The organism is Streptomyces sp. NPDC048370, assembly GCF_043200825.1.
GTDB lineage: Bacteria > Actinomycetota > Actinomycetes > Streptomycetales > Streptomycetaceae > Streptomyces.
On the sequence record NZ_JBICYI010000025.1, the window covers coordinates 13,315 to 37,166 of the forward strand.

At 68.9% G+C, this 23,852-nt stretch carries 20 protein-coding genes, 6 pseudogenes and 1 CRISPR repeat array; of the genes and pseudogenes, 20 read left to right on the forward strand and 6 right to left on the reverse strand.

Annotated features, from left to right (window positions below; all coding sequences use genetic code 11):
- Position 1: 1 nt before the first annotated feature.
- Positions 2-982: an IS630 family transposase gene (locus ACGFYP_RS34085; RefSeq protein WP_393501905.1), complete on the reverse strand. Its 981-nt coding sequence runs from the start codon at positions 980-982 to the stop codon at positions 2-4.
- On the opposite strand from ACGFYP_RS34085, the gene ACGFYP_RS34090 reads away from it, so the two are divergent.
- The 4 genes and pseudogenes from ACGFYP_RS34090 to ACGFYP_RS34105 all read left to right on the forward strand — a co-directional run bounded on the left by ACGFYP_RS34090 (position 873) and on the right by ACGFYP_RS34105 (position 3,501).
- Complete coding sequence (locus tag ACGFYP_RS34090) at positions 873-1,466, forward strand: endonuclease/exonuclease/phosphatase family protein (protein ID WP_393501907.1); 594 nt, start codon at positions 873-875, stop codon at positions 1,464-1,466. The two genes, ACGFYP_RS34085 and ACGFYP_RS34090, sit on opposite strands and share 110 nt — an antisense overlap.
- 52 nt (positions 1,467-1,518) lie before the next feature.
- A pseudogene (locus tag ACGFYP_RS34095) lies at positions 1,519-2,345 on the forward strand (IS5 family transposase).
- Positions 2,346-2,378: 33 nt separating this feature from the next.
- Complete coding sequence (locus ACGFYP_RS34100) at positions 2,379-2,636, forward strand: DUF6221 family protein (RefSeq protein WP_266494927.1); 258 nt, start codon at positions 2,379-2,381, stop codon at positions 2,634-2,636.
- Positions 2,584-3,501, forward strand: coding sequence for a methyltransferase domain-containing protein (locus ACGFYP_RS34105; RefSeq protein WP_393501909.1), 918 nt, complete (start codon positions 2,584-2,586; stop codon positions 3,499-3,501). The genes ACGFYP_RS34100 and ACGFYP_RS34105 overlap by 53 nt, the downstream gene beginning before the upstream one ends.
- A gap of 124 nt (positions 3,502-3,625) precedes the next feature.
- Here ACGFYP_RS34105 and ACGFYP_RS34110 read toward each other — a convergent pair whose 3' ends face one another.
- A complete protein-coding gene (locus tag ACGFYP_RS34110) occupies positions 3,626-3,952 on the reverse strand; it encodes a hypothetical protein (RefSeq protein ID WP_393501911.1) in 327 nt (108 codons plus the stop codon).
- 703 nt (positions 3,953-4,655) lie between these two features.
- On the opposite strand from ACGFYP_RS34110, the gene cas3 reads away from it, so the two are divergent.
- From cas3 to ACGFYP_RS34165, 11 genes and pseudogenes are all read left to right on the forward strand, one after another.
- On the forward strand, positions 4,656-7,586 hold the full coding sequence (gene cas3 / locus ACGFYP_RS34115; protein WP_393501913.1) for a CRISPR-associated helicase Cas3': 2,931 nt from the start codon (positions 4,656-4,658) through the stop codon (positions 7,584-7,586).
- A 34-nt stretch (positions 7,587-7,620) separates the two neighbouring features.
- A complete protein-coding gene (casA, locus tag ACGFYP_RS34120) occupies positions 7,621-9,288 on the forward strand; it encodes a type I-E CRISPR-associated protein Cse1/CasA (protein WP_393501915.1) in 1,668 nt (555 codons plus the stop codon).
- Positions 9,289-9,300: 12 nt separating this feature from the next.
- Entirely contained in the window at positions 9,301-9,963 is a 663-nt protein-coding gene (gene casB, locus ACGFYP_RS34125) for a type I-E CRISPR-associated protein Cse2/CasB (protein WP_393501917.1), read from the forward strand.
- Positions 9,964-10,027: 64 nt separating this feature from the next.
- Positions 10,028-11,224 (forward strand): type I-E CRISPR-associated protein Cas7/Cse4/CasC, encoded by a 1,197-nt coding sequence (gene cas7e, locus ACGFYP_RS34130; RefSeq protein ID WP_393501919.1) that lies wholly within the window; start codon positions 10,028-10,030, stop codon positions 11,222-11,224.
- The gene (gene cas5e, locus ACGFYP_RS34135; protein WP_393501921.1) at positions 11,221-11,955 is read left to right on the forward strand and encodes a type I-E CRISPR-associated protein Cas5/CasD; all 735 of its coding nucleotides are present in this window, start codon (positions 11,221-11,223) and stop codon (positions 11,953-11,955) included. Before cas7e ends, cas5e begins: the two co-directional genes overlap by 4 nt.
- Entirely contained in the window at positions 11,955-12,734 is a 780-nt protein-coding gene (gene cas6e / locus ACGFYP_RS34140) for a type I-E CRISPR-associated protein Cas6/Cse3/CasE (protein ID WP_393501923.1), read from the forward strand. The genes cas5e and cas6e overlap by 1 nt, the downstream gene beginning before the upstream one ends.
- A pseudogene (cas1e, locus tag ACGFYP_RS34145) lies at positions 12,731-13,725 on the forward strand (type I-E CRISPR-associated endonuclease Cas1e). Before cas6e ends, cas1e begins: the two are co-directional and overlap by 4 nt.
- Positions 13,722-14,084 carry a type I-E CRISPR-associated endoribonuclease Cas2e gene (gene cas2e / locus ACGFYP_RS34150; RefSeq protein WP_393501925.1) on the forward strand — a complete coding sequence of 121 codons (363 nt, stop codon included), beginning with the start codon at positions 13,722-13,724 and terminating at the stop codon, positions 14,082-14,084. The pseudogene cas1e and the gene cas2e overlap by 4 nt, the downstream one beginning before the upstream one ends.
- 87 nt (positions 14,085-14,171) lie before the next feature.
- Entirely contained in the window at positions 14,172-14,735 is a 564-nt protein-coding gene (locus ACGFYP_RS34155; RefSeq protein ID WP_393501927.1) for a DUF3223 domain-containing protein, read from the forward strand.
- Positions 14,720-15,034: pseudogene (locus ACGFYP_RS34160) on the forward strand (hypothetical protein); the annotation flags it as partial. The gene ACGFYP_RS34155 and the pseudogene ACGFYP_RS34160, both read left to right, overlap by 16 nt.
- Positions 15,035-15,209: 175 nt before the next feature.
- Positions 15,210-16,833: direct repeats of the CRISPR family, unit length 29 nt; unit sequence CTGCTCCCCGCTCGCGTGGGGATGGTCCC.
- 1,386 nt (positions 16,834-18,219) lie between these two features.
- Positions 18,220-18,547, forward strand: a pseudogene (locus ACGFYP_RS34165) (hypothetical protein).
- 275 nt (positions 18,548-18,822) lie between these two features.
- On the opposite strand, the pseudogene istA reads toward ACGFYP_RS34165, so the two are convergent.
- Positions 18,823-19,767, reverse strand: a pseudogene (gene istA, locus ACGFYP_RS34170) (IS21 family transposase); the annotation flags it as partial.
- A 215-nt stretch (positions 19,768-19,982) separates the two neighbouring features.
- On the opposite strand from istA, the gene ACGFYP_RS34175 reads away from it, so the two are divergent.
- Positions 19,983-20,234, forward strand: coding sequence for a transposase (locus tag ACGFYP_RS34175; protein ID WP_393501929.1), 252 nt, complete (start codon positions 19,983-19,985; stop codon positions 20,232-20,234).
- Here the strand turns inward: ACGFYP_RS34175 and ACGFYP_RS34180 are convergent.
- Positions 20,220-20,822 carry a hypothetical protein gene (locus ACGFYP_RS34180; RefSeq protein ID WP_393501931.1) on the reverse strand — a complete coding sequence of 201 codons (603 nt, stop codon included), beginning with the start codon at positions 20,820-20,822 and terminating at the stop codon, positions 20,220-20,222. The two genes, ACGFYP_RS34175 and ACGFYP_RS34180, sit on opposite strands and share 15 nt — an antisense overlap.
- 499 nt (positions 20,823-21,321) lie before the next feature.
- Here ACGFYP_RS34180 and ACGFYP_RS34185 point away from each other — a divergent pair, with 499 nt between their 5' ends.
- Positions 21,322-21,504: a hypothetical protein gene (locus tag ACGFYP_RS34185; RefSeq protein WP_393501933.1), complete on the forward strand. Its 183-nt coding sequence runs from the start codon at positions 21,322-21,324 to the stop codon at positions 21,502-21,504.
- 98 nt (positions 21,505-21,602) lie between these two features.
- On the forward strand, positions 21,603-21,821 hold the full coding sequence (locus ACGFYP_RS34190; RefSeq protein ID WP_393501935.1) for a hypothetical protein: 219 nt from the start codon (positions 21,603-21,605) through the stop codon (positions 21,819-21,821).
- Positions 21,822-21,955: 134 nt separating this feature from the next.
- On the opposite strand, the gene ACGFYP_RS34195 is transcribed toward ACGFYP_RS34190, so the two are convergent.
- A complete protein-coding gene (locus tag ACGFYP_RS34195) occupies positions 21,956-22,117 on the reverse strand; it encodes a hypothetical protein (protein WP_393501937.1) in 162 nt (53 codons plus the stop codon).
- Positions 22,118-22,247: 130 nt separating this feature from the next.
- Here ACGFYP_RS34195 and ACGFYP_RS34200 point away from each other — a divergent pair, with 130 nt between their 5' ends.
- Positions 22,248-22,733 (forward strand): hypothetical protein, encoded by a 486-nt coding sequence (locus ACGFYP_RS34200; RefSeq protein WP_393501939.1) that lies wholly within the window; start codon positions 22,248-22,250, stop codon positions 22,731-22,733.
- Here the strand turns inward: ACGFYP_RS34200 and ACGFYP_RS34205 are convergent.
- Positions 22,725-23,556, reverse strand: a protein-coding gene (locus ACGFYP_RS34205; protein WP_393501941.1) for an IS5 family transposase whose coding sequence is annotated in 2 segments (ribosomal slippage) — positions 22,725-23,207 and positions 23,209-23,556 — 831 coding nt in all. Because the reading frame shifts where the segments join, the coding sequence is not laid out codon by codon here. The genes ACGFYP_RS34200 and ACGFYP_RS34205 overlap by 9 nt on opposite strands.
- A 140-nt stretch (positions 23,557-23,696) precedes the next feature.
- Here ACGFYP_RS34205 and ACGFYP_RS34210 point away from each other — a divergent pair.
- Positions 23,697-23,852 (forward strand): annotated as a pseudogene (locus ACGFYP_RS34210) (nuclear transport factor 2 family protein); the annotation flags it as partial.

Genomic DNA, 23,852 nt, shown 5'->3' on the forward strand with positions numbered 1-23,852 from the left:
ATCAGGAACTCATGGGGTTCTCGTCCAGGACGTAGCGGACGTGCGGGCCGCCGAAGTAGCCGCGGACGACGTGCGGCTGACGCTGGCGTCTGCGGAAGAAGCGGCGGGTCTCGGCGGCGAGTTCGGACTGGTTCCGGGCCCGATGCTGCTTGGGCAGGCTGTGCTTGAGGTCCGCGTTGACCAGCTCATCGGGATTCAGCTCGGGCGAGTACGACGGCAGGAAGTGCAGCTCGATGTCGTCGGGGTGGGCGGCGAGCCAGTCGCGGACCTTCCTGGAACGGTGGGCGGAGTGCCCGTCGACCACGAGATGGACCTGGTGGTCGAAGTGGCCGGCAAGCCGGTCCAGGAAGCGGCACATCACCTCGGCGGTGAAGCTCTCGGTGAAGACTATGAAGTGCATCCGGCCCCTGGTGCTGATCGCCGACATCGCGTTGACCGAGAACCGGTTCCCGCTCCGCCGCACCACGGGCGTCCTGCCCTTCTCGCCCCAGGTCCGGCCGGTGACCTGGTCCGAGCGGATCCCGACCTGATCGGCGAAGAGATTCTCTCCGCCGTCCTTCCTCGCCTTCGCGCGGATCTCCGGCCAGGTCTCCTGATGCCAGCGCGCCACAGCCCCGGGGTCCTGCTCGACGGCCCGCTTGTCCGGGCGCTGGAAGGACAGCCCCCACCGCTTCAGGTACTTGCCCACCCCCACCTCGGTCAGCCGCACCCGGTACAGCTTCGCGATCAGCTCACCCACCAACCGCCGTGTCCACAGCTGACCGGAAAGCCCCACGTCACAGGGCCGGTGATCGAGGACCGCCTGCCGCACCGCGGCCTGCTCGGCCTCCCCGAGCACCTGGTGCACCCCGACCGACTTGCCACGAGGACGCATGACCAGCGCCTCCCGCCCGCCGGCCTGCCACTTCGCCCACCAGATGTCGACCGCCTTCAGCGACACCCCAAAGAGGACCCTCGTGCTGCTGGCCTCGGTCAACCTCAACAAGCGTCTCGGTGCCTCCGGCGCCCGCGCGAACCTCGCCGCGTGGCTCCGCGAACACGGCGTGAAGATCGTGCTCGCGCAGGAGCCGTTCAAGCCCGCCGACCGGACGCCGCCGACTCTGGGAGGCTTCGCCTGCGCAGGCGGGGACGGGCATCTGGCCGCCTGGGTCAGCGAGGACCTCGCCCCGCCGGCCGTGTCCTCGCCGGCCCCGTGGGTTCAGCGGGTCGAGCTGGAGTGGCTTCTCGTCCTCCAGGTGCATCTCGACGCCTATGCCGGTGCCTCCCGGGCCGCCCAGCTGGCCGAGCTCGCCACGATAGCGACCGCTGAGAAGGGGCGCCCGCTGCTGGTCTGCGGGGACTTCAACCTCGCCCCCCGCCCCGCGGACGGCCTGTTCGGTGAGGAGACCAGCGCCTTCACAACCGAGGTCGAACGGCAGGTTCTGCAGCAGCTGACGCGGGGAGCGGGCCTGAGCGTGTCTCTTTGATCGGTTGGTCAGTTGATCGGATGTGTCTGTCCGATTAGTGATCACTGATGCGATGTGGGACCGGATCGAGCCGCTGATGCCGGCCGATCCGGTCCGTGGTCGGCGATGGGCCGATCACCGCCGAACTCTGGAAGCCATCGCGTGGAAGTACCGCACTTGCTCGCCCTGGCGGGACCTGCCGGACGAGCTCGGCTCGTTCCAGACCGCTCACAAACGCCTGATCAGGTGGGCCGTGGACGGCACCTGGGAACGCATCCTCGCCGCAATTCTGGCAGCGGCCGACGCTGATGCCGACATCGGCTGGACCGTCTCGGTGGACTCCACCGTCTGCCGAGCCCACCAGCACGCCGCCGGCGCCAGGAAAAAGGGGCCCCCGGGGCCGAACCTGACGATCATGGCCTCGGACGCTCCCGCGGTGGCCTGAGCACGAAAGTTCACCTTGCCAGCGATAGCCGTGCACGGCCCCTAGCTCTCCGTATAACCGCAGGCCAGGCGGGCGACGCCCCGGCCTTCGAGACCGTCATGGCAGGCATCCGTGTTCCGCGAAGCGGACTCGGACGACCGAGGACCAGACCCGATGCCGTCTTGGCGGACCGTGCGTATTCATCCCGCGCGATCCGCAATCACCTCCGGCGACGCGGAATCCGCGCCGTCATCCCCCAGCCGTCCGACCAGGTCGGCCACCGTCTGCGGCGAGGCCGCGACGGAGGCCGACCACCGGCCTTCGACGCCGAGGCGTACAAGCAGCGCAACGCCGTCGAACGGTGCATCAACCGACTCAAGCAGTGGCGCGGACTGGCCATGCGAACGGACAAGCTCGCCATCGCCTATCAGGCCGCACTCCACCTCGCCGCCATCCTCATCTGGACAGCCGCTTGACTGCCGAAGCACCTTGCCCGCGAAGATGACCACATGGACGATCTTGTGAAGTTCCTCGTCGCACGCATCATGGACGACAATCACGCCTATGCCTACGTGGCCGACACCCTGGGCGGCGAGGCTCTTCTCGACAGCCATCTCCCCATGCTCGACCTGACCGAGCAACTGGCGCACGACTACAAGGCCATGGACCCCTCGGACTCCCGCTCGGCCGGCCTGGCATACGCGCTGCGAGTCCTTGCCCAGTCATACGCCGAACACCCCGCCTACCAGCAGGAATGGCGCCCATAGCCTGTCAAGGAGACAGGCCCTAGTCGACACCACCGCCGACGAGGCGCCCGCCTTCACCTTCGAGCGGATCTTCAACGGCAAGCCCAGCCGCTTCCGCTGCGATCTCGCCCTGCTCAGCGACCATCTGACTCCGACGGCCACCGTCACCGTGGATGCCTCGGGGCGAAGCGGTCCGGCGGCGTTCACCGACCACTCCGCGCTGCTGATCGACCTGCCCCTGACCCTTCAGGCGGCCGAGCCGGACGACGTTCTCTTCGCCCTGAGCGAGCTGACCGGCGAAGGCCCCGCCGCCCCGGCCAGGCGGGAGTATCAGCCCCATAAGACCGCGATGAGCCGCCAGGCACCCTCCCCGGCCTCCCGGGCGGTGACCGAGCACCTAGCCGGTCCACTCGGTGTCCGAAGCGTCCTGGACCATGGCTGCGGCCGCGGCGCCGACATCGCCCACTACCGCTCGGCAGGTCTGGAGGCCGAGGGCTTCGACCCGCACGACGACTTCGGCTGGCCCCGCCCCGAGCGGAGAGGGTTCGACCTGGTCACCTCGATGTTCGTCCTCAACGTGCTGCCCGATCCCTGGCAGCGGATCCAGGCGGTCAAGGACGCGGCGTCCTTCGCCCGCCCCGGCGGGCATGTCGTGGTGGTCACCCGCTCGCCGGAGGAGATCACCAAGGCCGCCGCCGACGGCGGCTGGAGCGTCCATCACGACGGGTTCTGGTCCAGCCAGGCCAAGGGGACCTTCCAGCGCGGCATCACCCCGGGCGAGATCACCGCTCTCGCTCGGCAGGCCGGGCTCCAGCCGGCCGAGGGCGCCCCAGTGCTGCCGCTGCCCGGGGTCTGCCATGCGGTCCTGGCCAAGCCGACGGCGTAGGACGTACGGCGAACGTCCCCAGCTGCCTGCGGCCTGGTGCACAGAGACGCGTACCAACGAACGTACTCAGTCGCGTACGTTGTGCACGAAGTGGTGTACCGAATGACAGTCGAAGCGGCCGTGGTCAGCGGTTGCCGGTCCAGACGATCCGGTCCGCGAAGGCGCCGCGCTCACAAGCCTTGACCTCGCGGATCTTCTGCAGCTGTCCCGCGTCGACCCCCAGGTCCGCGGCGAGCGCGTGCACGACCTCCAGCACGTCCGCGAGTTCCTCCGGCGCCTTGGCGTCGTCTGCCTCCAAGAACTCGGTGACCTCCTCGCCGAGCTTGTCCCGCAGGCGGTTGCGGTACTCCTCCGGGGCCGCGATGTAGGTGACGGGCTCGGCCCCGTCCTCGCGGATGATCTGCGGAATCCGGTCCCGCACCAACTTGCCGTACTCACCCTTGCGGTTCACCGGTTTGTTCTCCCGCACCCATCACCGCGAGGCTGGCCCCGATGGCCACCCCTTCATGTCGAGGCAGCCTAGGCAAATCGCCTCACCACTCGCCATGTGAACCGCCATTCCCACCCGTTCGGATCCAGCATGGACCAGAATCAGCGCCGACCGCGCGGAAGCGGGGCGGTAAGCCCGGCTAACGGGGGGCGTCCGCTGCAGTGGCTGGTGCAGGGCGGTGACGCCCATCGCGGCGTCCCCGCGCAGGCGGGCCCGCCTGCGCGGGGACCACAGAAGTGAGGGCCCGGCCAGAACGCCCTTACTTGCTCGGGGACCACGGCGGGGTGATGGCAGGGATCGGCGGAGCAATCCGAACACCCCGCTTGCGCGGGGACCAGCCCGGACGGCTACCTCAGGGACCCAGTCGACCAGGGTGTGTTGCGGTGGAGACGCTCCGGCTCCTCGCGGACCAGGACCTTGATGTCGCGGACCGGAGGTTCCTCCTCACCCTGAACGAAGGCCTACCGCTGGGCCTCACTGTTGCGGAGCTGCGTTGCGGCGGAGTAGTCAGACCTGCTGGGAGGTCACCGCACCGAGCGCAAAGAGCACTCACTCTACGCGGTCGGTCGCTGTCTATGTGTCAGTACCGCGCAAGTCGATGAAGATCCCCGGATCTTGTCTCGAACGGCTCCCGGCACCCTTCGCCGCCGTGTATGCATCACCCATGGCACGTGAGGGGGAGGGCCGTTCAGGCCTTCGCGGCAGACTTGAGGGTCCGGTGCTCGCGCTGTGGGGTAAGCACGACAGGGACTCCGATGGGTGGCTGCCGTTGGCGCAGCACATGGATGACAGCGCGGCTGTGGCAGGCATGCTGTGGGACGAGTGGGTTCCGTCGCAGATTCGCCGGCTGATCGGTGAGGTGCTGCCCGCCGGAGAGGCCGACGGGCGCCGGCTGGTCATGTGGCTCGCCGGGGTCCACGACATTGGGAAGGCCACGCCCGCGTTCGCCTGTCAGGTCGAGCCGTTGGCCGATCGAATGCGGGATGTGGGCCTTGAGATGCGGTCGTACCGCGAGATGGGTCCCGACCGCAGGCTGGCGCCGCACGCGCTGGCCAGTCAGCTGCTGCTGGGGGAGTGGCTGGAGGAGCGCTGCGGCTGGGCGCCCGGGCAGTGTGATCAGTTCTCGGTGGTCGTGGGCGGGCACCACGGGGTGCCGCCCGAGTACGGGCAGATCAGCGCGCTGGACAATCGTGGACACCTGCTGCGGTCGGCGGGCGCGAGCAGGCCCCTGTGGCGTCGGGTACAGACGGAGCTGCTGGAAGCGTGTGCCGACGAATTCGGTGTGCGGGACCGGCTGGGGGAGTGGCGAGCGGTGAAGCTGCCGCAGCCCGTGCAGGTGCTGCTGACGGCGCTGGTGATCGTCGCCGACTGGATCGCGAGCAACCCGGAGCTGTTCCCGTACTACCCGCAGGAGGGTCCACGGAGCGGTGCCGAGCGTGCGGCGGCCGCCTGGCGCGGGCTCGACCTGCCGGCCCCGTGGCGGCCGACGGATCCGCCCGAGGGCGTCCGGGAATTGTTCGCCTCCAGGTTCGCGCTCCCGACGGGAGCGACGGTGCGGCCTGTCCAGGCGGCGGCGGTCGAGCTGGCCAGGTCCATGACGGCGCCGGGTCTGATGGTGATCGAGGCGCCAATGGGGGAGGGGAAGACCGAGGCCGCGCTGGCCGTGGCGGAGATCTTCGCCTCCCGGTCCGGGGCCGGGGGAGTGTTCTTCGCACTGCCGACCATGGCCACCGGCAACGCGATGTTTCCCCGGCTGCTGAAGTGGCTGAGGAAACTGCCGTCCTTGGAGGGCCAGCGGCACTCGGTGCTGCTTGCCCACTCCAAGGCCGCGCTGAACGACGAGTTCACCGACGTCATGAAGGGGGCCGGGAAGGTCGCGGCTGTGGACCTGGACGCCGAAGGAGAGGTAGGACGGCCGTCCCCAGGGCTTCGCGCGGCCGTGGCGGAACTGGTGGCCCACACCTGGCTGCGGGGCAGGAAGAAGGCGATGCTGTCGTCCTTCGTGGCCGGGACCGTGGACCAGCTGCTGTTCGCCGGGCTCAAGAGCAAGCACCTGGCGCTGAGGCACCTGGCGGTCGCGGGCAAGGTCGTCGTCATCGACGAGGCACACGCGTACGACACGTACATGAGTGCCTATCTCGACCGGGTCCTGTCGTGGCTCGGTGCTTATCGGGTGCCGGTGGTCATCCTGTCGGCGACGCTGCCCGCGGCCCGCCGGCGAGGGCTCGTCGAGGCGTACGCCGACGCGCGTGCGGGCGATGGGACCGAGCGAGAGTCCTTCGACGCTGTCGCGTCTGCGGGAGGCTACCCCCTGCTCACGGCGGTGGCCGCGGGCGGATCTCCCGTCGTGTGGCGTCCCGAGGCGTCCGGCCGCGGTGTCTCCGTACGGGTGGAGCGCCTCGACGACGATCCCGAGGTCCTCGTGGACCGGCTGGCCGAGGAACTGCGCGACGGTGGGTGTGCGCTGGTGGTGCGCAACACCGTGAAGCGCGTGCTGGACATGGCACGCGTGCTGCGCGAGCGGTTCGGCCACGACGACGTCACCGTGGCACACGCCCGCTTCCTCGACCTGGACCGGGCGGCGAACGACAAGGAGCTCCTGCGGAGGTTCGGACCGCCCGGGGAGACGTTTGACCGCCCTCGGCGGAGACACATCGTGGTCGCGAGCCAGGTCGCCGAGCAGTCCCTCGACGTGGACTTCGACCTCCTGGTCACCGACCTGTGCCCCGTGGACCTCTTGCTTCAGCGCATGGGGCGCCTGCACCGTCATCAGCGCGGAGAGGGCCAGGCGGACCGGCCTGAGAGGCTTCGCGAGCCGCGGTGTCTGGTGACTGGTGCCGACTGGGGAGAGTCCGTACCAGTGTCGGTACGAGGGTCCGTCACGGTGTACGGGAAGTACCTGCTCCTGCGCTCGGCGGCCGTGCTGCTCCCGCACTTCGACGGGACGGCCCCCGTGCCCGTACGGCTGCCGGAGGACATCAGCCCGCTGGTGCAGGGCGCGTACGCCGACGGGCAGGCGGTCCCGGAGGCCTGGGCCTCGGCGTTGGGCGAGGCGTGGGCCGAGCACGAGGAGCACCGTGCCGACCAGGCCAGGAGAGCGGCGACGTTCCGGCTGGACGACGTCCGCAAGCCCGGGGAACCGCTCTTCGGGTGGGTGGCCGCCGGCGCGGGGGACGCGGATGACACGCCCGAGGGACGGGCCCAGGTCCGCGACACCCGTGACGGTCTGGAGGTCGTCGTCGTGCAGAGGCGGGGGAACGGGACGTTGACGACCGTGCCGTGGCTCGGCGAGGACCGCCGGGGCAGACGGCTGGGCGGACTGGAACTGCCGTGGGACCAGGTACCGCAACGGCTGGCCGCGCGTGCGGCGGCGGCGAGTGGACTGGGCCTGCCCGTGCAGTTCTCGTACGGAGAGGTGATGAACCAGGCCATCAGCGAACTTGAAGAACTGTACGTACCGGCTTGGCAGTCGAAGGACAGCCCCTGGCTCGCCGGCCAGCTGATTCTCGCTCTCGACGAGGATTGTCAGACCCAGCTGGCAGGCTTCTCGCTCCGGTACTCCAAGACCGAGGGACTTGAGGTGACCCGTGTCTGAGGTGAGCGGGACGAGGGCGGCGGACCGCGCGAGTATGCCAAGCGTGGCCGGCGCAAGCGCGCTGTCGTTCGACCTGACGGAGCGTCCGTGGATCAGAGTGCTTCAACGGGACGGCGTGGAAAGCGAACTGTCGATACGTGAGGTGTTCTCGCAGGCCCGTGAAATCCGTCGGATCGCGGGCGATCTGCCTACACAGGAGTTCGCCCTGACACGGCTCCTCCTTGCCATCGTCCATGACGCGCTCGACGGCCCGAAGGACATCGAGCACTGGGCGCGACTGTGGAACGACGAGGAGTGCTTCGCGGGAGTGGGGGAGTACCTCGACGTCCACCGAGGCTCGTTCGACCTCCTGGCCCCGGAGGTGCCGTTCTTCCAGACGGCCGGACTGAGGACGGCGAAGGACGAAGTCTCCTCGCTCAACAGGATCGTTGCGGACGTGCCCAACGGCGATCCGTTCTTCTCGGCTCGGCTGCCCGCGGTCGACCGGCTGAGCTTCGCGGAGGCGGCGAGATGGGTGGTGCACGCCCACGCGTACGACACCTCCGGCATCAAGAGCGGTGTCGTGGGCGACGAACGCGCCAAGGGAGGAAAGGTCTACCCGTTGGGCGTCGGCTGGGCCGGGAACCTTGGCGGGGTCTTCGTCGAAGGGGGCAATTTGAGGGAGACCCTGCTGCTCAACCTTGTGGCGGCGGATACGAGCGGGCTCGTGTTCGGGACCGACGACCGGCCCGCGTGGCGACGGAAGCCGAGCGGGCCCGGGGGAGCGGAGCGCACTCCTACCGGGCTCCGTGACCTGTACACGTGGCAGAGCCGACGCATGCGGCTGCACGCCGATGCCGGCGGCGTGCACGGAGTCGTCCTCGGCTACGGCGATCCTCTTCCCGCACGCAACATGCACACGCACGAGCCGATGACCGCCTGGCGCCGCAGCCAGGCGCAGGAGAAGAAGCACCGCGAGGACCTGATCTACTTGCCACGCGAGCACGATCCCACGCGGTCCGCGTGGCGCGGGGTCGCTTCGCTTGTGGCTGACCGGCACCAGATGAAGAAGGGCACGGACGGTGTGCTCCTCCACCTGCGGCCCGGGGTGCTGGAATGGGTGGCCCGCCTGGTGACGAGCCGGAAACTGAAGCGGGGCTTCCTCGTTCGGGCCCGGGTCATCGGAACCACCTATGGCACACAACAGTCCGTCGTCGACGAAGTCGTCGACGACCACCTGACCATGGCAGTGGTCCTTCTTCACGAGCAGGACCGCGAGTACGCGCAACAGGCGATCGACGCGGCCGGCGACGCCGACGAGGCGGTCAAGACGCTCGGCGATCTCGCGACCGATCTGGAACGTGCTGCCGGCACGGAGAACGAGGGTCCCCGCAGCGTCGCGCGAGACCGCGCCTTCGGTGCACTCGAAGGCCCCTACCGCACGTGGCTCGCCGCACTGGGCTCGGCGGACGACCCCTGCGAGCAGCGGGACGTTTGGCAGCGCCAGGTCTACGGGATCGTTCTCCGGCTCGGCAGGCAGCTGGTCGCCGATGCGGGCGACCGGGCCTGGGAGGGGCGCACTGTGTCTTCCAAGCAGGGCAGCGTGTGGCTCAACTCCGCGCTCGCCGAGAGATGGTTCCGGGCACGGCTTCGCACCTGCCTCGGCCAGTCCTTCCCGTCCGACCGCCGGTCCGACCCGGGCGCGGCGGAGGAATCCCTCTAGAGGTGCACGCATATGACCACCAGTACCGTGTCGGCTCCGGTTCATGAGATCGTCGCCAAGTTCGCCCACCGGCAGATCGGTAGCTGGCAGCGCGGCTACGTCACCGACCAGGCGAAAGCCGTCGCGGCTCGGGCCCGGCTCAGCCGTGAGGCCGGGAAGAGCGCGGCGGAGGTGTTCGACCTGTGGGATCTGGTCGATCTCGCGTCGCTGCAGGACACGCGTGGTGAAGGGTGTCCATGGAGCGAGGCGGAGCTGGAGCGGGCCGAGGAGGCACTGCTCATGACCTTCACTCTCTGGGCCCTGCACCAGCAGTCGCGGAGCGCGGGCGTACACCAGTTGGACAAGTACGGCCGGTCCCGTGGCCTCGGCGCCGCGGTGCGCCGACTCATGTCGGCCGGTGAGGTCGACGACCCGCTGCGCAAGCGGCTGGTGCGCGCCGGGAAGGCATCCGACCTGGCCACGCTCGCGCAGCGACTGCGGGACATCGTTCTGCTTCTACGGCGTGAAGACGTCCCCCTCGACTACTCCCTGCTCGCCGGGCAGCTCTACCAGTGGCAGTGGCCAGGCGGTTCGGACGTGGTTCGTACGGCCTGGGGCCGTTCCTTCCACGCCTGGCGCGAGGAAGAGGACGAGAAGGACGAGAAGGAAGCCCAGGAGGTAGGTGCCACCCCTTGAACGACTCCTTCACCGACTCCGCTGTCAACGCCACCGACACCAACGCCATCGACAAGGACGCTTCGTGAACCACTACTTCCTCGACGTGCACGCGCTGCAGACCGTCCCCCCGAGCAACCTCAACCGGGACGACACCGGTGCCCCGAAGACTGCCGTGTACGGGGGAGTGCCTCGTGCTCGGGTTTCCAGCCAGGCCTGGAAGCGGGCCACGCGGGAATATTTCGAGGACAGGCAGCTGCTCGACCCGGGCGAGCTCGGCGTCCGTACCAAAAAGGTCGTCGAGGTGCTCGCCGACAGGATCGGGGCCCTCGAGACGTCTCTCAAGGGTGAGCCGGCAGAGGTCCTTGCCGCCGAGGTCGTCCAGGCTGCCGGTCTGCAGATCGCGCCCCCCAAGCGCAAGACGGAGTCCGCGGCGAAGAACGGGGAGCCCGCGCCGCTGCTCGAGGCCAAGTACCTGCTCTTCCTCAGCTCCCGCCAGCTTGACGGCCTGGCCGCTCTCGCCGTTGAGAGCGCCGCCGACAGCAAGGCGTTCTTCAAGGGCAAGGAGAACAAGGCCCGGGCCAAGCAGCTCGCCGACACCCGCCATTCCGTCGACATCGCGCTCTTCGGCCGTATGGTCGCCGATGTCACCGACATCAACGTCGACGCCGCCGCTCAAGTCGCCCACGCGATCAGCGTCCACAAGGTCGAGAACGAGTCGGACTACTTCACGGCCGTCGACGACGAGAACGAGGACGACGAACCCGGCGCCGGCATGATCGGCACTGTCGACTTCAACTCCGCAACTCTGTACCGGTACGCCGCCCTTGGCGTCCATCAGCTGGCCGAGAACCTCGGCCAGGGGCTGCGGGAGGACGAGCCGCTCACGACCCCGGTACGCCGTGCCGTCGAGGCCTTCGTCCACGGCTTCATCGCCTCCTTGCCCCAGGGCAAGATCAACACCTTCGGCAATCACACTCTCCCCGACGCTGTGATCGTCAAGCTCCGCACCACCCGCCCCATCAGCTTCGTCTCGGTATTCGAGGCACCGGTACGCGGTGACCAGGGCGGTCACGTCCGCGAGGCGGTCGAGGAGCTGGTCAAGTACATCCCGGATGTCGAGAGGAAGTATGGCGACGACGCCACCACGCTCACGTGGGTCCTGCGGGTGGGCCCGAATACTCAGAAGCTCAGCGGACTCGGCACCGAGGCGGAATCGTTGGGCGAACTCGTCGCCGCCGTAGGCAAGGCTGTCGCGGACCACCTGGAGACGCCTGCATGAGCGTCCTGACCCTCAGGCTCGCTGGCCCCCTGCAGTCGTGGGGGGCCGCGGCCCGGTTCGCCCGCCGAACCACCGAGTCCGCCCCGACCAAGAGCGGTGTCATCGGCCTCCTCGCCGCTGCGAAGGGCATCCAGCGAGGTGACGACGAGCTGCTCGCGCCGCTTGCGGCACTGCGATTCGCCGTACGGATCGACCAACCGGGCACGCGACTACGGGACTTCCAGACCGCCCGCCATGCGGACTCCGGCAAGTCCATGCCGCTGTCCGAACGGTTCTACCTCGCCGACGCCGTGTTCGTCGCCGCCGTCGAGGGGGATCACGACCTCCTCGACGAACTTCGCACCGCGCTGGCGGCGCCGGTGTATCCCCCGTTCCTCGGCCGCCGTTCCTGCCCTCCTGCCCAGCCTGTGGACCTGGGATTCCACCCGGAAAGGGACCTGCTGAAGGCTCTGAGCATCGAATCGTGGCAGGCATCCCGGTGGTACGCGCGACGACAGGGCAACGGCCCCACCGTGAGACTGACCGTTCTGCAGGAGACAGAGCCTGACGATCCTGCTGCGGACATCCTCCGTGACCAGCCGCTGAGCTTCTCAGCCCAGCACCGGCGCCACGCCCTTCGCACGATCGCGCGTCGCGACGTCGAGGCGCCCAACCCGCACCCGCACTCACGCCCACACCAGCCCGCGTCCTACCACGATCCGTTCGCCGCTCTGGCGGAAAAGAGCGACTGATGTATCTGACCCGCTTCCGGCTCAACGCAGCCCGCATCGGTGCCCGTCGCCTTCTGTCCTCACGGCAGGTGATGCACGCCGCCGTGATGGCGGCGTTCCCCAACCTGCTGCCCACCGACCAGCCGACGCCCGACGCCCCTCGGGTCCTCTGGCGCCTGGACAACAACGCACCGGGCGAGGTCTTCCTCTTCCTCGTCAGCCCCGACGCCCCTGACCTCACGCACGTGGTGGAGCAGGCCGGGTGGCCGACGGCCATGGTCGACGGCCCCGGCTGGCAGACCCGCGCCTACGCCCCGTTCCTCGACCGGCTGGTGGAAGGGGGCCAGTGGGGCTTTCGCCTCACGGCCAACCCGGTGCACCACATCCGCCGCACGGCCGACGAGCCGCGCAAACGGACAGCCCACGTAACCGCCCACCACCAGCAAGGGTGGCTGCTGGACCATGATCGCCAGCAGCGCGGCGGATTCCGCATCCTTGAGAAGCCCAAGGACAAGCGGCTGTTGCCCGGAGGAACCACCCACGAGGGGCGCGAGCACCACGGCGACCGCTACGAACTGACGGTTCGCGACCACCGCTCCCACGCGTTCGACAAGTCCCGCGCGTCGGGTGCGAAGCGCGGCAAGCCGGTCACCCTCGTCACCGCCACCTTCGACGGGCGCCTAGAGGTAACCGATCCGGAACTCATGCGCCGTACCCTCACCCAGGGGATCGGCAAGGCGAAGGCGTACGGCTGCGGTCTGATGACCCTGGCGCCTCTCCCGCAGGGGGCGGCGCGTTGACGACCGTCTCCCAGCGCGGCGCACTGACCCCGCGTGAACTGACCCGCGCGAGCGAGAGAATGTCGTTCGTCTACCTCGAACGGTGCACGGTGCACCGGGACGCCAACGCCATCACCGCCACGGACGCGGACGGCGTCACCCACATCCCTCGGCGACGATCGGAACCCTGCTCCTCGGCCCCGGTACTCGCGTCACCCACCAGGCGATGAGCGTTCTGGGGGAGACCGGCGCGGCTGTGGTCTGGGTGGGGGAGCAGGGAGTGCGGTACTACGCCAGTGGGCGGGCGCTGAGCCGTTCCTCGGCACTGGTCGAGGCCCAGGCCGTCCAGTGGGCCAATGTCCGGTCGCGGCTCGCTGTCGCGCGTGCCATGTACCGGTTGAGGTTCCCCGACGAGGACCCCAGCGGGGCGACCCGCCGTGAACTCCTCGGCCGCGAGGGCGACCGTGTGAAGAAGTGCTACCGCGCCCAGTCCGCGGGGACGGGAGTGCCGTGGCGCGGTCGTAGGTACGTTCCTGGCGACTTCGCCGCGGGCGACGCGGTCAACCAGGCGATCACGGCGGCGGCGCAGTGCATGTACGGCGTCGCTCATGCCGTGGTCACGTCCCTGGGTTGGAGTCCGGCGCTCGGTTTCGTCCATTCCGGCCACGAGCTCTCCTTCGTCCTGGACATAGCGGACCTTTATAAGACGGACATCGGCATCCCCGTCGCCTTCGAGGTCGCGGCCGAGGGGGAGGAGGACGTCGGTTCCCGTACGCGCAGGGCCCTGCGTGATCGCATCCACCAGACTTCCTTGCTCGACCGCTGCGTCGGCGACATCAAGCGGCTTCTCCTTGGGGCCGACGAGACCGGGGAAATGGATCTGGAAGGTGCCCGAGATGTCGTCATGGTGCTGAGCGACAGGGGTGGGCGGGTGGCGGCCGGCTGGAACCACGGTGACGGCGACGGGCACGGCGAGGGAAGCCGCTACGAGGAAATGGCGCTGCCCTGGTGACCGTGATCGTTCTGACCAACTGCCCAGCGGGCTTGCGGGGTTTCCTGACCCGCTGGCTTCTGGAGATCTCCGCCGGCGTCTTCGTCGGGAACCCTTCGGCGAGGATCCGTGACGCCCTTTGGAACGAGGTTCAGCAGTACGCCGGCCAGGGCAGAGCACTGCTCGCCCATACGACGAACAACGAGCAGGGATACACCTTCCGCACCTTTGACCACGTCTGGAACCCGGTCGACCACCAGGGGCTGACCCTCATCCACCGCCCCGCAGCGGGCGGCGCTGGTTCTTCGTCGGCGAGCAGCACACAGGACAGGCCCGGGTGGAGCAACGCGTCCAAGCGACGCAGGTTCGGACGCAGGTAAGCACTCACAGAGGGGATCTGTACATGCCCGACGATCGGACATCGCTCCTTCCGGACGAAGGGGGACGCGAGGAAGGCTGTATAGGAGGTGCTGTACCGGTACTCCGTGGGGAGCATCGTCGACGAGGAGGAGGACCATCTGCTTCTCCTCGACCTGCACCATGAGGCAGCGGACGAGATCGGTTCGGGCGTCGAGACCTTCGCGATCGCCCCGCCGCAGCGTGGTCCGTACCCCGGCTTCGAGGTGACCCGGACGGACGGAAGCCGCATAGACTTCTCGTATCTGACCTCTTTGAAGCCGCCCACGCACCGCCAGCAGGTGCTGAACGTGATGCGGGACGAGGTCAAGGCGACGCTCAACACCTACTTCGAGTTGCGGCAGATCGCCCGGGACGCTGGTGTCGGACCAGTCCCATACGCCGCTGGAGACCACGAACACCGCCGTGATCTACTTCCGTGGGCCGTCGTTCGTCGAGATCGCAGAGGCTTTCGCCCAGACGGCTGGAGGATGGGCGACGATCGAGCTGACCCCCTAGACCGAGGCCGGCCTCGGACGCTTCTCGGACCGGGACCTCTCGCCGAGGGGTGGTTCACGGAGCGCGGTGGGGGGCTGATGCGCGGGTTCTGCACGCACGAGCGAGGGGACCGGTGAACGCCTGGCGCCTGAGCGGCGGCTCGCCACTGCGAGGCCCTTACCTGGGTGTTGGGGTGCGGACCCTGAACGGTGTCGATTGCTTCGGCTTTGGCACGCTTTTTTGCCGACCGGCGCTGTGCGCGATCCTCGTCGCCGGGTTCGGCGGCATGTACCTCCTGCACACCGCGGCGGTTCAGATCGACTTGGTGAACGGGGCGACGGCGGCGTTGTTTGTCGGCGAGAAGGTGCACCCCGGCATGATCGGGGTGTGGTGGCTGGGCGGTGCCTCACGTCCAGGTTTCGCCTGGCTCGCCGTCCTCTCGACCGGGGAGAGGAAGGTGCGAAGCAGGTGAGTGGAGGATTTGTTGCGCGTTCTGTTCTTCGTGCCCGTGGGTTGGTTCGGTGTCTGTGGGAGGGAGCGTCTGGTTTGCCGGTTTCGGTGAAAGTGGTTTAGGCGGTGGTGCTCGTGCGGTAGAACTGCAGGTCATCGAGTCTGCTCCCCGCTCGCGTGGGGATGGTCCCGCGGCGTACGCCAGTACGCGGGCGATCTCGCTCTGCTCCCCGCTCGCGTGGGGATGGTCCCGCCGAGGAGTACGGCGTACCCCAAACCCGGCGCTGCTCCCCGCTCGCGTGGGGATGGTCCCGACCTTCGCGACGTCCTCCCCGAGATGGGGCACTGCTCCCCGCTCGCGTGGGGATGGTCCCAAGGATGCGGCCCGGCGGCTGGCGGATCAGATCTGCTCCCCGCTCGCGTGGGGATGGTCCCGACCTGCGCGCCACCACCACCCGCACCGCAGACTGCTCCCCGCTCGCGTGGGGATGGTCCCGAAACCGTGCGGGGCGACATTCTCCGGTCCCGCTGCTCCTCGCTCGCGTGGGGATGGTCCCGTCGTCGAGCTTCAGCCCCGCAAGTTTTCGCACTGCTCCCCGCTCGCGTGGGGATGGTCCCTCTGTCGACGTCGTGACGTCGGCGGCCTGGGCGACGGCCTGGCTCTGCTCCCCGCTCGCGTGGGGATGGTCCCCTCGCTGGCGAGCGGGGCGGTCGCCGGATGGTCTGCTCCCCGCTCGCGTGGGGATGGTCCCTGACACGGAGTGGCAAGATGAGCGTCATGGCTCTGCTCCCCGCTCGCGTGGGGATGGTCCCTCATGGGCAGCTTCGGTTCCGCCGGAACGCTCCTGCTCCCCGCTCGCGTGGGGATGGTCCCACGTCGTCCAGGGGCACCTGGTCGGGGTTGTCCTGCTCCCCGCTCGCGTGGGGATGGTCCCGCGAAGCGGGTGAACGCGGCGGCCAAGGTGATCTGCTCCCCGCTCGCGTGGGGATGGTCCCGCGGCCATGGCCACGCGCCCGGCGGCCAGGCCCTGCTCCCCGCTCGCGTGGGGATGGTCCCGAGCGGGAACACTTCACCGCTTCGGTGATCAGCTGCTCCCCGCTCGCGTGGGGATGGTCCCTGGGAACACGTCGGCATCCTCGGCACCCCGGCCTGCTCCCCGCTCGCGTGGGGATGGTCCCCACGGTCCGGAGCGATGGACGGAGAGTGAAGGCTGCTCCCCGCTCGCGTGGGGATGGTCCCAAGAAGAACGCGGAGAACAAGAGCCTCCGGGACTGCTCCCCGCTCGCGTGGGGATGGTCCCGCCGTCATGGGGTGGACGGGTTCGGCGATCGCCTGCTCCCCGCTCGCGTGGGGATGGTCCCGACCGCCTCGCCAGGGGCTGACGGACCGCACACTGCTCCCCGCTCGCGTGGGGATGGTCCCACGAAGGCCGGCACCGGGGCCTGACCCCTGCGCTGCTCCCCGCTCGCGTGGGGATGGTCCCGGGGAGGTCAAGTCGATCGCCAATCACTCCGCCTGCTCCCCGCTCGCGTGGGGATGGTCCCTGCTGCGGGGCGACGAGGAACCCGCCTTCGGGCTGCTCCCCGTTCGCGCGGGGATGGCCCCCGGCCCTCCATGTCGCGGAGCCGGCCGTCGGGTCTGCTCCCCGCTTGCGCGGGGATGATCCCGCGCACCTCGTCGAGACCGGTGCCCAGTACGCGCTGCTCCCCGCTTGCGCGGGACTGGGACGCGTCCGCGCGCGAGCTCGCCGCGTTCCTGTTCCCCGCTCGCGTGGGGATGGTCCCTGGCTCCGGGGCCCGGAGGTGGTGGCCGGTGCCTGCTCCCTGGCTCCGGGGCCCGGAGGTGGTGGCCGGTGCCTGCTCCCTGCTCGCGCGGGGATGGTCCCACCCCGTGCTCGCCGGGGAGGGCCGGGGCCGGCTGCTGCCGCTTGCGCGGGGCCCTGCACGTCTACCTCATTTCCATGGAGCCGTACCTGCTCCCCGCTCGCGTGGGGATGGTCCCTCCTCGGGCTCGCCGTCGGCCGGGGTGTACACCTGTTCCCCGCTGGCGCGGGGATGGTCCCCTGCACTAGGGGAGAGCGGCCGTCAGCAAGACCTGCTCCCCGCTCGCGCGGGGATGGTCCCACCCCTCTCAGTCCTGGGCACCCGGATCACAGACTGCTCCCTGCTCGCGTGGGGATGGCCCCGCCGGCGGCACCGCGTACCGCATCCAGCTGTGCTGCTCCCTGCTCGCGTGGGGAATGGCCCCGGACACGAACGAGCGACCGCCGCCCCTCCCTCTGCTCCCGTTCGCGCGGGGATGGTCTCTGGCCAAGCCGACCAAGTTGATGAAGGACGGCTGCTCCCCGCTCGCGCAGGGATGGACCCACCGCCGTCCGGGACATCGTCTTTGCGGACGGCGGTTCCCCGCTCGCGCGGGGATGGTCCCTGCTGCGGGGCGACGAGGAACCCGCCCTCGGGCTGTTCCCCGTTCGCGCGGGCATGGTCCCTACACCGACGAGCCGACCTTCCCGGAGATCTACTGATCCTCGCTCGCGCGGGGATGGTCCCGCGCCGATCGATGCGATCGCGGGCTGAACGGCCTGCTCCCCGCTCGCGCAGGGATGGTCCCACGAATCCGGCAAGCTCCGGCGTGAAATCCGGCTGCTCCCCGTTCGCGCAGGGGATGGCTCCCTCGCGCCGGTACTGGGCGGACCGGGAGACTGCTCCCTGCTCGCGCGGGGATGGTCCCCACGCCACCCGCTCGGTGACGATCGTGCGCAGCTGCTCCCCGCTCGCGTGGGGATGGTCCGCGGGGACGGATCCGCTCGCCGTCGGGCGCCGGCAGGCGGAGCTTCAGGGTCAGGTTCACGTCGGCTGCTCCCCGCTCGCGCAGGGATGGTCCCGACGCCAAGGCCGAACCCAAGGTCCGCGGCATCTGCTCCTCGCTCGTGCGGGGATGGTCCCCGACTGGCTCGTGATCCCGCTGCCGCCGCTGTCTGTTCCCCGTTCGGGTGGGGATGGTCCCCCGCTCTCCTCCGGGCTGCCCACCCTTGGTGACTGCTCCCTGCTTCCGTGGGCCGGGTATGCGTTCACCGAGGAGGGCGACCTGGACGACGAGTTCGGCCGTCGCCTCGCGCAGGTGCAGCGCCCGTGATCGACGCCACGCACATCGTCCTGGACGGGACCGCGATGGCGGCCGTTGGCTGCGGGAACGTTCTCGCCTCCCGGCTGATCCACCGTGCTCACGCGGAAGTCGACTGGTACCTGTACGCGCTCGCCGAGGCCGATCGGATACGCCCCGGCACAGCCGAAACCTGGCCGCGCTGCCGGGCATCACCGTGCTGGACCTCGGCCTCCCCGCCGTCCCGGCTATCGCCCGGCAGGCCATCAGGGCCCAGGCTCACGCTCAGTACTCTGCTCAGCCCAACCCCGCTGGCCCGACGGCGCCATCGTCGCCACCACCGCCCCCAAGCGTTGGGAGGGCGAGCCCGTCCGTGTCCGGTACCTCGACACCTGACGCTGCGGCTCCTCGGTATCCAAGCTGGGGTGCCACCGACGACGCGAACGGGGACGACTGAACCCCGTGGCGCGGGGCCCCGGAGACGAAATCACCACCCGGGGGCCCCGCGCCTTGAGTCACCCCCTGGTGAGAGGGCCGGGCATGCCGTTGACGCGGCGTCGGAGGGGCGCCTGCCGGCTGGACGTCGTCCCAGCCGCCGATGACGGTACGCATCCCATGGCCGGAGCAGGCGCGTGGAACCCGTGAAAGCCACCGGCCGCGTGGCCCCAGCCCGGCAGGGGCCTGAGGGCCATGTGGTCGCGGATCGCGCGGTGCCCGATGACTTCGCCGTGGGTGCCGTGGGACCTCGCCCGACGCAACAGCACCCAGGCGTTGAAAGCGGAGTCCAGCTCCTCGATGGAGGAGAAGGACCGTCCGGCCAGGACGTGGTCGCGGACGATCAGGACCTGACGTTCAACCCGGCCCTTCCCGGTGGGGCGGTAGGCCGCCAGCACGTCGATGTCGAAGTCGTAGTGCCCGGCAAATCCGACCGCTTCCGGGTGCAAGGGAACGGCCTCGCCCGGTGCGACGTGGCGTCGGACAACGGTCTTGGTGCGGTCATAGACGATCGACATCGGCACCCCGCCGAAGTGGGCGAACACCTGCCGGTGGCAGTCGAAGAAGGTAGCCAAGTCCTGGCTGGTGGTGAAGCAGCAGAACGGACCTCGCGAATAGGACAAGGTCATGTGGAACGAGTAGACCTTCGGAATCCCTACATGGGCGAGGATCTGGCCTTCGTCTCCCCAGTCGACCTGGGCCTGCGCTCCAGGCACGACCTCGAACCGGCGGTGCAGGCCGGCCAGCTCGCCCGGGCTGATGCCCAGTTCCTCCGCGATCCGTGGCCGGGCCTCCTGCATATAGAGCTTCACACGCTGGTAGGTGCCGGTGAAGCCGTACTCGGCCACCAACCGCTCGTGCACCACGGCCCCCTTGATCAGAACCTCGGACCGCAGCATCGCGTCGATCAAGGGCGCGACCTCATCCACCTTTCGCCGACGGCCATGTCCGGGCGCAACTCGACGAGGCGGGGCAACCGGGCCTTCAGAGGACAGGTACTTACGGACCGTGCGGCGGTTGAGCCCGGTCTCCTTCACGATCTCCGACAGGCTCATCGCCCCGGACTCGAACAGCCCGCGGAAACGTCGAAGGTCCACCCATCGTTGCGGGTCCAAGACCACGATCAGCCGCCCTCCGCCACCCTTCACAGGCCAGCAGCAGACTGCCCACGATCAAGCTCCGGTACGTCAGGAAGTGAGCACGTTCATCCGTACGTGACTGAGCACGTTCACGTGTACGCCGACACCGGCCGAGAGCGACCAACTCCAGCTCAAGGCCGTACTGGCGAACCCCAGAACTGCACGCACTCGCCGGGCACATCCGCTCCTTCGCCCACATGCTCACCCAGCTGCAAGGCCACCAACTGCCGGCATGGATCGAAGCCGCAACCACCGCCGACCTGCCCAGCCTCCAGCGATTCGCCCGGCACCTAGAACGCGACCTCGACGCCGTCACCGCCGGACTCACGCAGCCGTGGAACTCCGGAGTCGTCGAAGGCCACGTCAGCCGGATCAAGATGCTCAAGCGCCAGATGTACGGTCGCGCTGGCTTCGACCTGCTACGGAAGCGGGTTCTACTCGCCAGCTGAGCGGTCGGCTCCTGAGCGCAAATCGTGAATCGGGAACGTCGCGGGTGAGGGATGTGAGTCGCATCCTTCTCCGTGTAGTTCCTCTGCTCGCAATGCCCAGCCGATGGTCTCCCCCGGACCGAAGTACGAGGGATCGAGGTGGAACGTGGTCCTGGTTCCGAACGGCCTGCGCGCCCGAAACTCCTGCCAGGCGCCCGTAGGAGCCGCCCCGACCAGCTCCTGGCGATAGCCACGGTGGTCCAGCCAGACCTCAATGACCGTTCGGACGCTGAGTGCAGCGGCTGCTGCGGGAGCCCATCGATCCTTGTCGAGCAGAGATTCGTAGAACCCGGGAAGGGGCCTTTGCTGCTCGTCGGCGCTGTGAGGTTGATCGTCCTCCACCGTGAAACTCAGGTCAGATGTGATCTCCACACTGATCAGCCCATGCGTGCCGTTACGGCGGTGTAGCGCATCCCAGACCACCCGCTGAAGCACCTCAGTGGGAAGCTCGGGGCTGTCTCGCTCAACACGGAAGTACATAGCCGGACGGGCCCGCACGTCCTCCTCGAACGCAATCACTCGAAGCTGATCGGCTGTGTAGCGCTCCACTCGTCCTCCCCATCACCGCCTCGTTCGCCAAGGGCACGATCATGACACCCCCTTCACGCCATGCTCCGCGCTGCGCACTCGCTCGAACCCGTGATGGACTGTCACGCATCACAAGAAGTGGACCAGAGCCGAAACTCGGCGACATCGTGTTCCCCGTAAAAGGCGAAGCCGCGCAACCCTGTTCGGCGGCACTCCGGCGCCGCAGACCTTGCCGCCCGCGCCCCCTGCCAGCGGGCTCCCGGCCCGTACCCCGGTCGGCACGACGGACGCCGTGAAGACCGCAGCCCGCAAGCGCGCGAGGAGATGGGCTCCGTCGCCCGGACGCGGCCTGACCCGCACCCAGGCCAGCACCACACCTGAGGGGCCACGCCCTGACCCCTGTGGACGGCACCCCACCCGGTGCCCGCACCTATCCCGCGCTCACGCGAAGGGGGTCACGGGGTGGACATCCAGCCGGACACCACCGACGAGACGCTCACCGTCGGCCGCCCCGGGGCTGATGAGCATGATCGGTACCGGCGGCAATCAGACCGTCACCCTCGACCTCACGAAGTTCTCCGAGAACCTGCGCTGGAACGAGGCGTCGAAGTACCAGCCCGACCGGAAGCTGAAGTCCGGTGGCGGGCCGACGGCGACCCGGAGTTCCGCCGACTCGACGGCAAGGACGAGGTGGACGGTCTGACCTCACCCGTCGTGACGGAGCCCGCAGCGCAGAACCAGGCCGCGGGCCCTGGTTCTGCGCTGCGGGCCCTGGTGTGCCAGCAGCCGTAGGTGGTGCCGTTGGCGGCGGTCTTCCAGTTGCAGGTGCTGATGCTGCCGGTGGAGGTGTTGTCGTCCCGGCTGCCGGGCTTCTTCAGCCGCAGGTCCGGGTTCTTCACGCCTGGTGTTCAGCAGGACGTGGCGGACGTAGCCGCGGTAGATGTGGTGGTTGCCTTTGCTGTCCCGGTAGTTGCGGCCGCTGCCGGTGTGGACGTAGGCCTTGGCCCGGACGGCAGGTAGTAGGTGGGCAGGGCCCGGCCGTAGGTGTTGGTGGTGATGTCCGGGAAGTAGCCGCCGGTGTTGACCGTGCGGCTGGTGACGTTCTTGATGACGAAGTCACTGGACCGCGTGGAGCGCTGGCCCCGGAGATCCGTTCAGGTCCAGTCGGGAAGGGTGAAGTCGTATGGATTGGGCAGCGGGTCCGGGTTGACCTCGGGGGCCGCGCACACGCCGACGAGGTGCAGGTAAATGTACAACGGGCCGACGCCGCCTCCCGTACGGCGGCCGGCTTCGAGATCGACGACGAGGCCTGCCATACGGTCGAACCGTGTGCTGCGACGAAGCTCCCAGGGATCCCACACCGTCGCTCCGTCGTCGTCCAGCCAGGCCTTAGACGTCGTTTCTTATGGCGGTTCCTGGGGCCACGGGCCATGCGGGGATACTGCTGTGGTGCTGTTGACATGGATCGCTGAGGTGGCGGACGAGCCCCTGGTACTGGAGCCGGCTGACCGTCGGGTGGAGTGGGAGACCAACACCTGGTGGTTGAGTGCGGAGGACGAGGACAGGAGGTCGTTGTCCGTCTCCGCGGTGGTGGCCGCCTTCGAGTGGACTGCCTCAGCCATCCAGGTCCGTATCCGCGAGCTGGGCTTTCCCGGGGTGGCGACGTTCTACGTGTGGCATGACGAGCAGGCCGGGCAGCTCCGGTGCTCGACGGGGTCAGTTCCGGCGGATGCGTTGCCGTTCGGTGGCGCCTACGTACTTTCTGACGACCTCGGGCCGATCATCGAGGGGTTCCTGGTCGACGGTGAGCCGGGCGGCACGGCCTGGTCGGGCCTGGAAGGCGTGCAGAACTCCTCGGAGCAGACCGTAGCCGAGCCGGAGGTGGTGCCCCTCCGGGTCTGGGCGAGCAGTGTTGGAGCAGTCTCACGCTGACTGGTTCCGCGCGTCTGCACGGACGAGGCGGCGGTGGCAGATGAGGGCTGCGGAAATGCCCGCGAAGCCGAGGAAGTGCTCAGCCTTGCGCTCATATCGCCGGTGCAGGCGACGGCAGCCGGCAAGCCAGGACATCGTGCGTTCCACGACCCAGCGATGGCTGCCCAGGCGTTGGGAGGACTCGACGCCACGGCGGGCGATCCGCGGCACGATGCCGCGCTCGCGCAGCCATTGCCGCAGATGGTCGTAGTCGTAGCCCTTGTCGCCGTGCAGTTTGGCGGGGCGACGTCGACGTGGTCCACGGCGCGAGCGGATCGGTGGGATGCCGCGCACCAAGGGTTCCAGGGCCTGGCTGTCGTGCAGGTTGGCGCCCGAGATCGCGAGTGAGATCGGCAGGCCGGTGCGGTCGCAGATCAGGTGGATCTTTGATCCCTTCTTGCCGCGGTCGGTCGGATTCGGTCCCGTCAGATGCCCCCTTGAGGGCTCGGATGCTTACCGAGTCGATCGCGCACCTGGACCAGTCGAGCTGCCCGCGTGAGCCGAGCTCGTCCAGGATGACCCGGTAGAGGCGGGCCCACACGCGCTCGCGGCTCCAACGCGCGAACCGCTTGTACACCGTTTGCCAGCAAGCTCCGAAGACCGGCGGGAGTTGGCGCCAGGTGCAGCCCGACGTCGCCACGAACACGATCGCTGCCAGAACCTCACGGTCCCCGGCCCGCCGACGTCCCCCGCCCTGCGGCCGATGCACCACCTTCGGCGGCACCACCCGCCGAAACAGCTCCCAATGCTCGTCCGGCACCAACTGCTCAACAAGACGGTCCACGTCCCGTCAACGAACGCCGGACACCAAAGGAAACGACGTCTTAGGACCCGTCGGCCTAGTGCTGTGACTGGGATGGTTCACCGTGATCGGAAGGCGGCTCGTGGGACGAGCGCACGCGAAACGGCTGGTATTACTGGGGCATGCAGGAAGAGACCGCACGCTCCGCGATCGACACGTTCATCTCCGCGTTCAACGCCTCGAACGACAGCTATGTGACTGCCCTGCTCTCCCAGGCCCTGACCTCAGACGTGGTCTTCTGGGGACCGTTGGGTCGCAGCGAAGGAATCGCGGCGGTC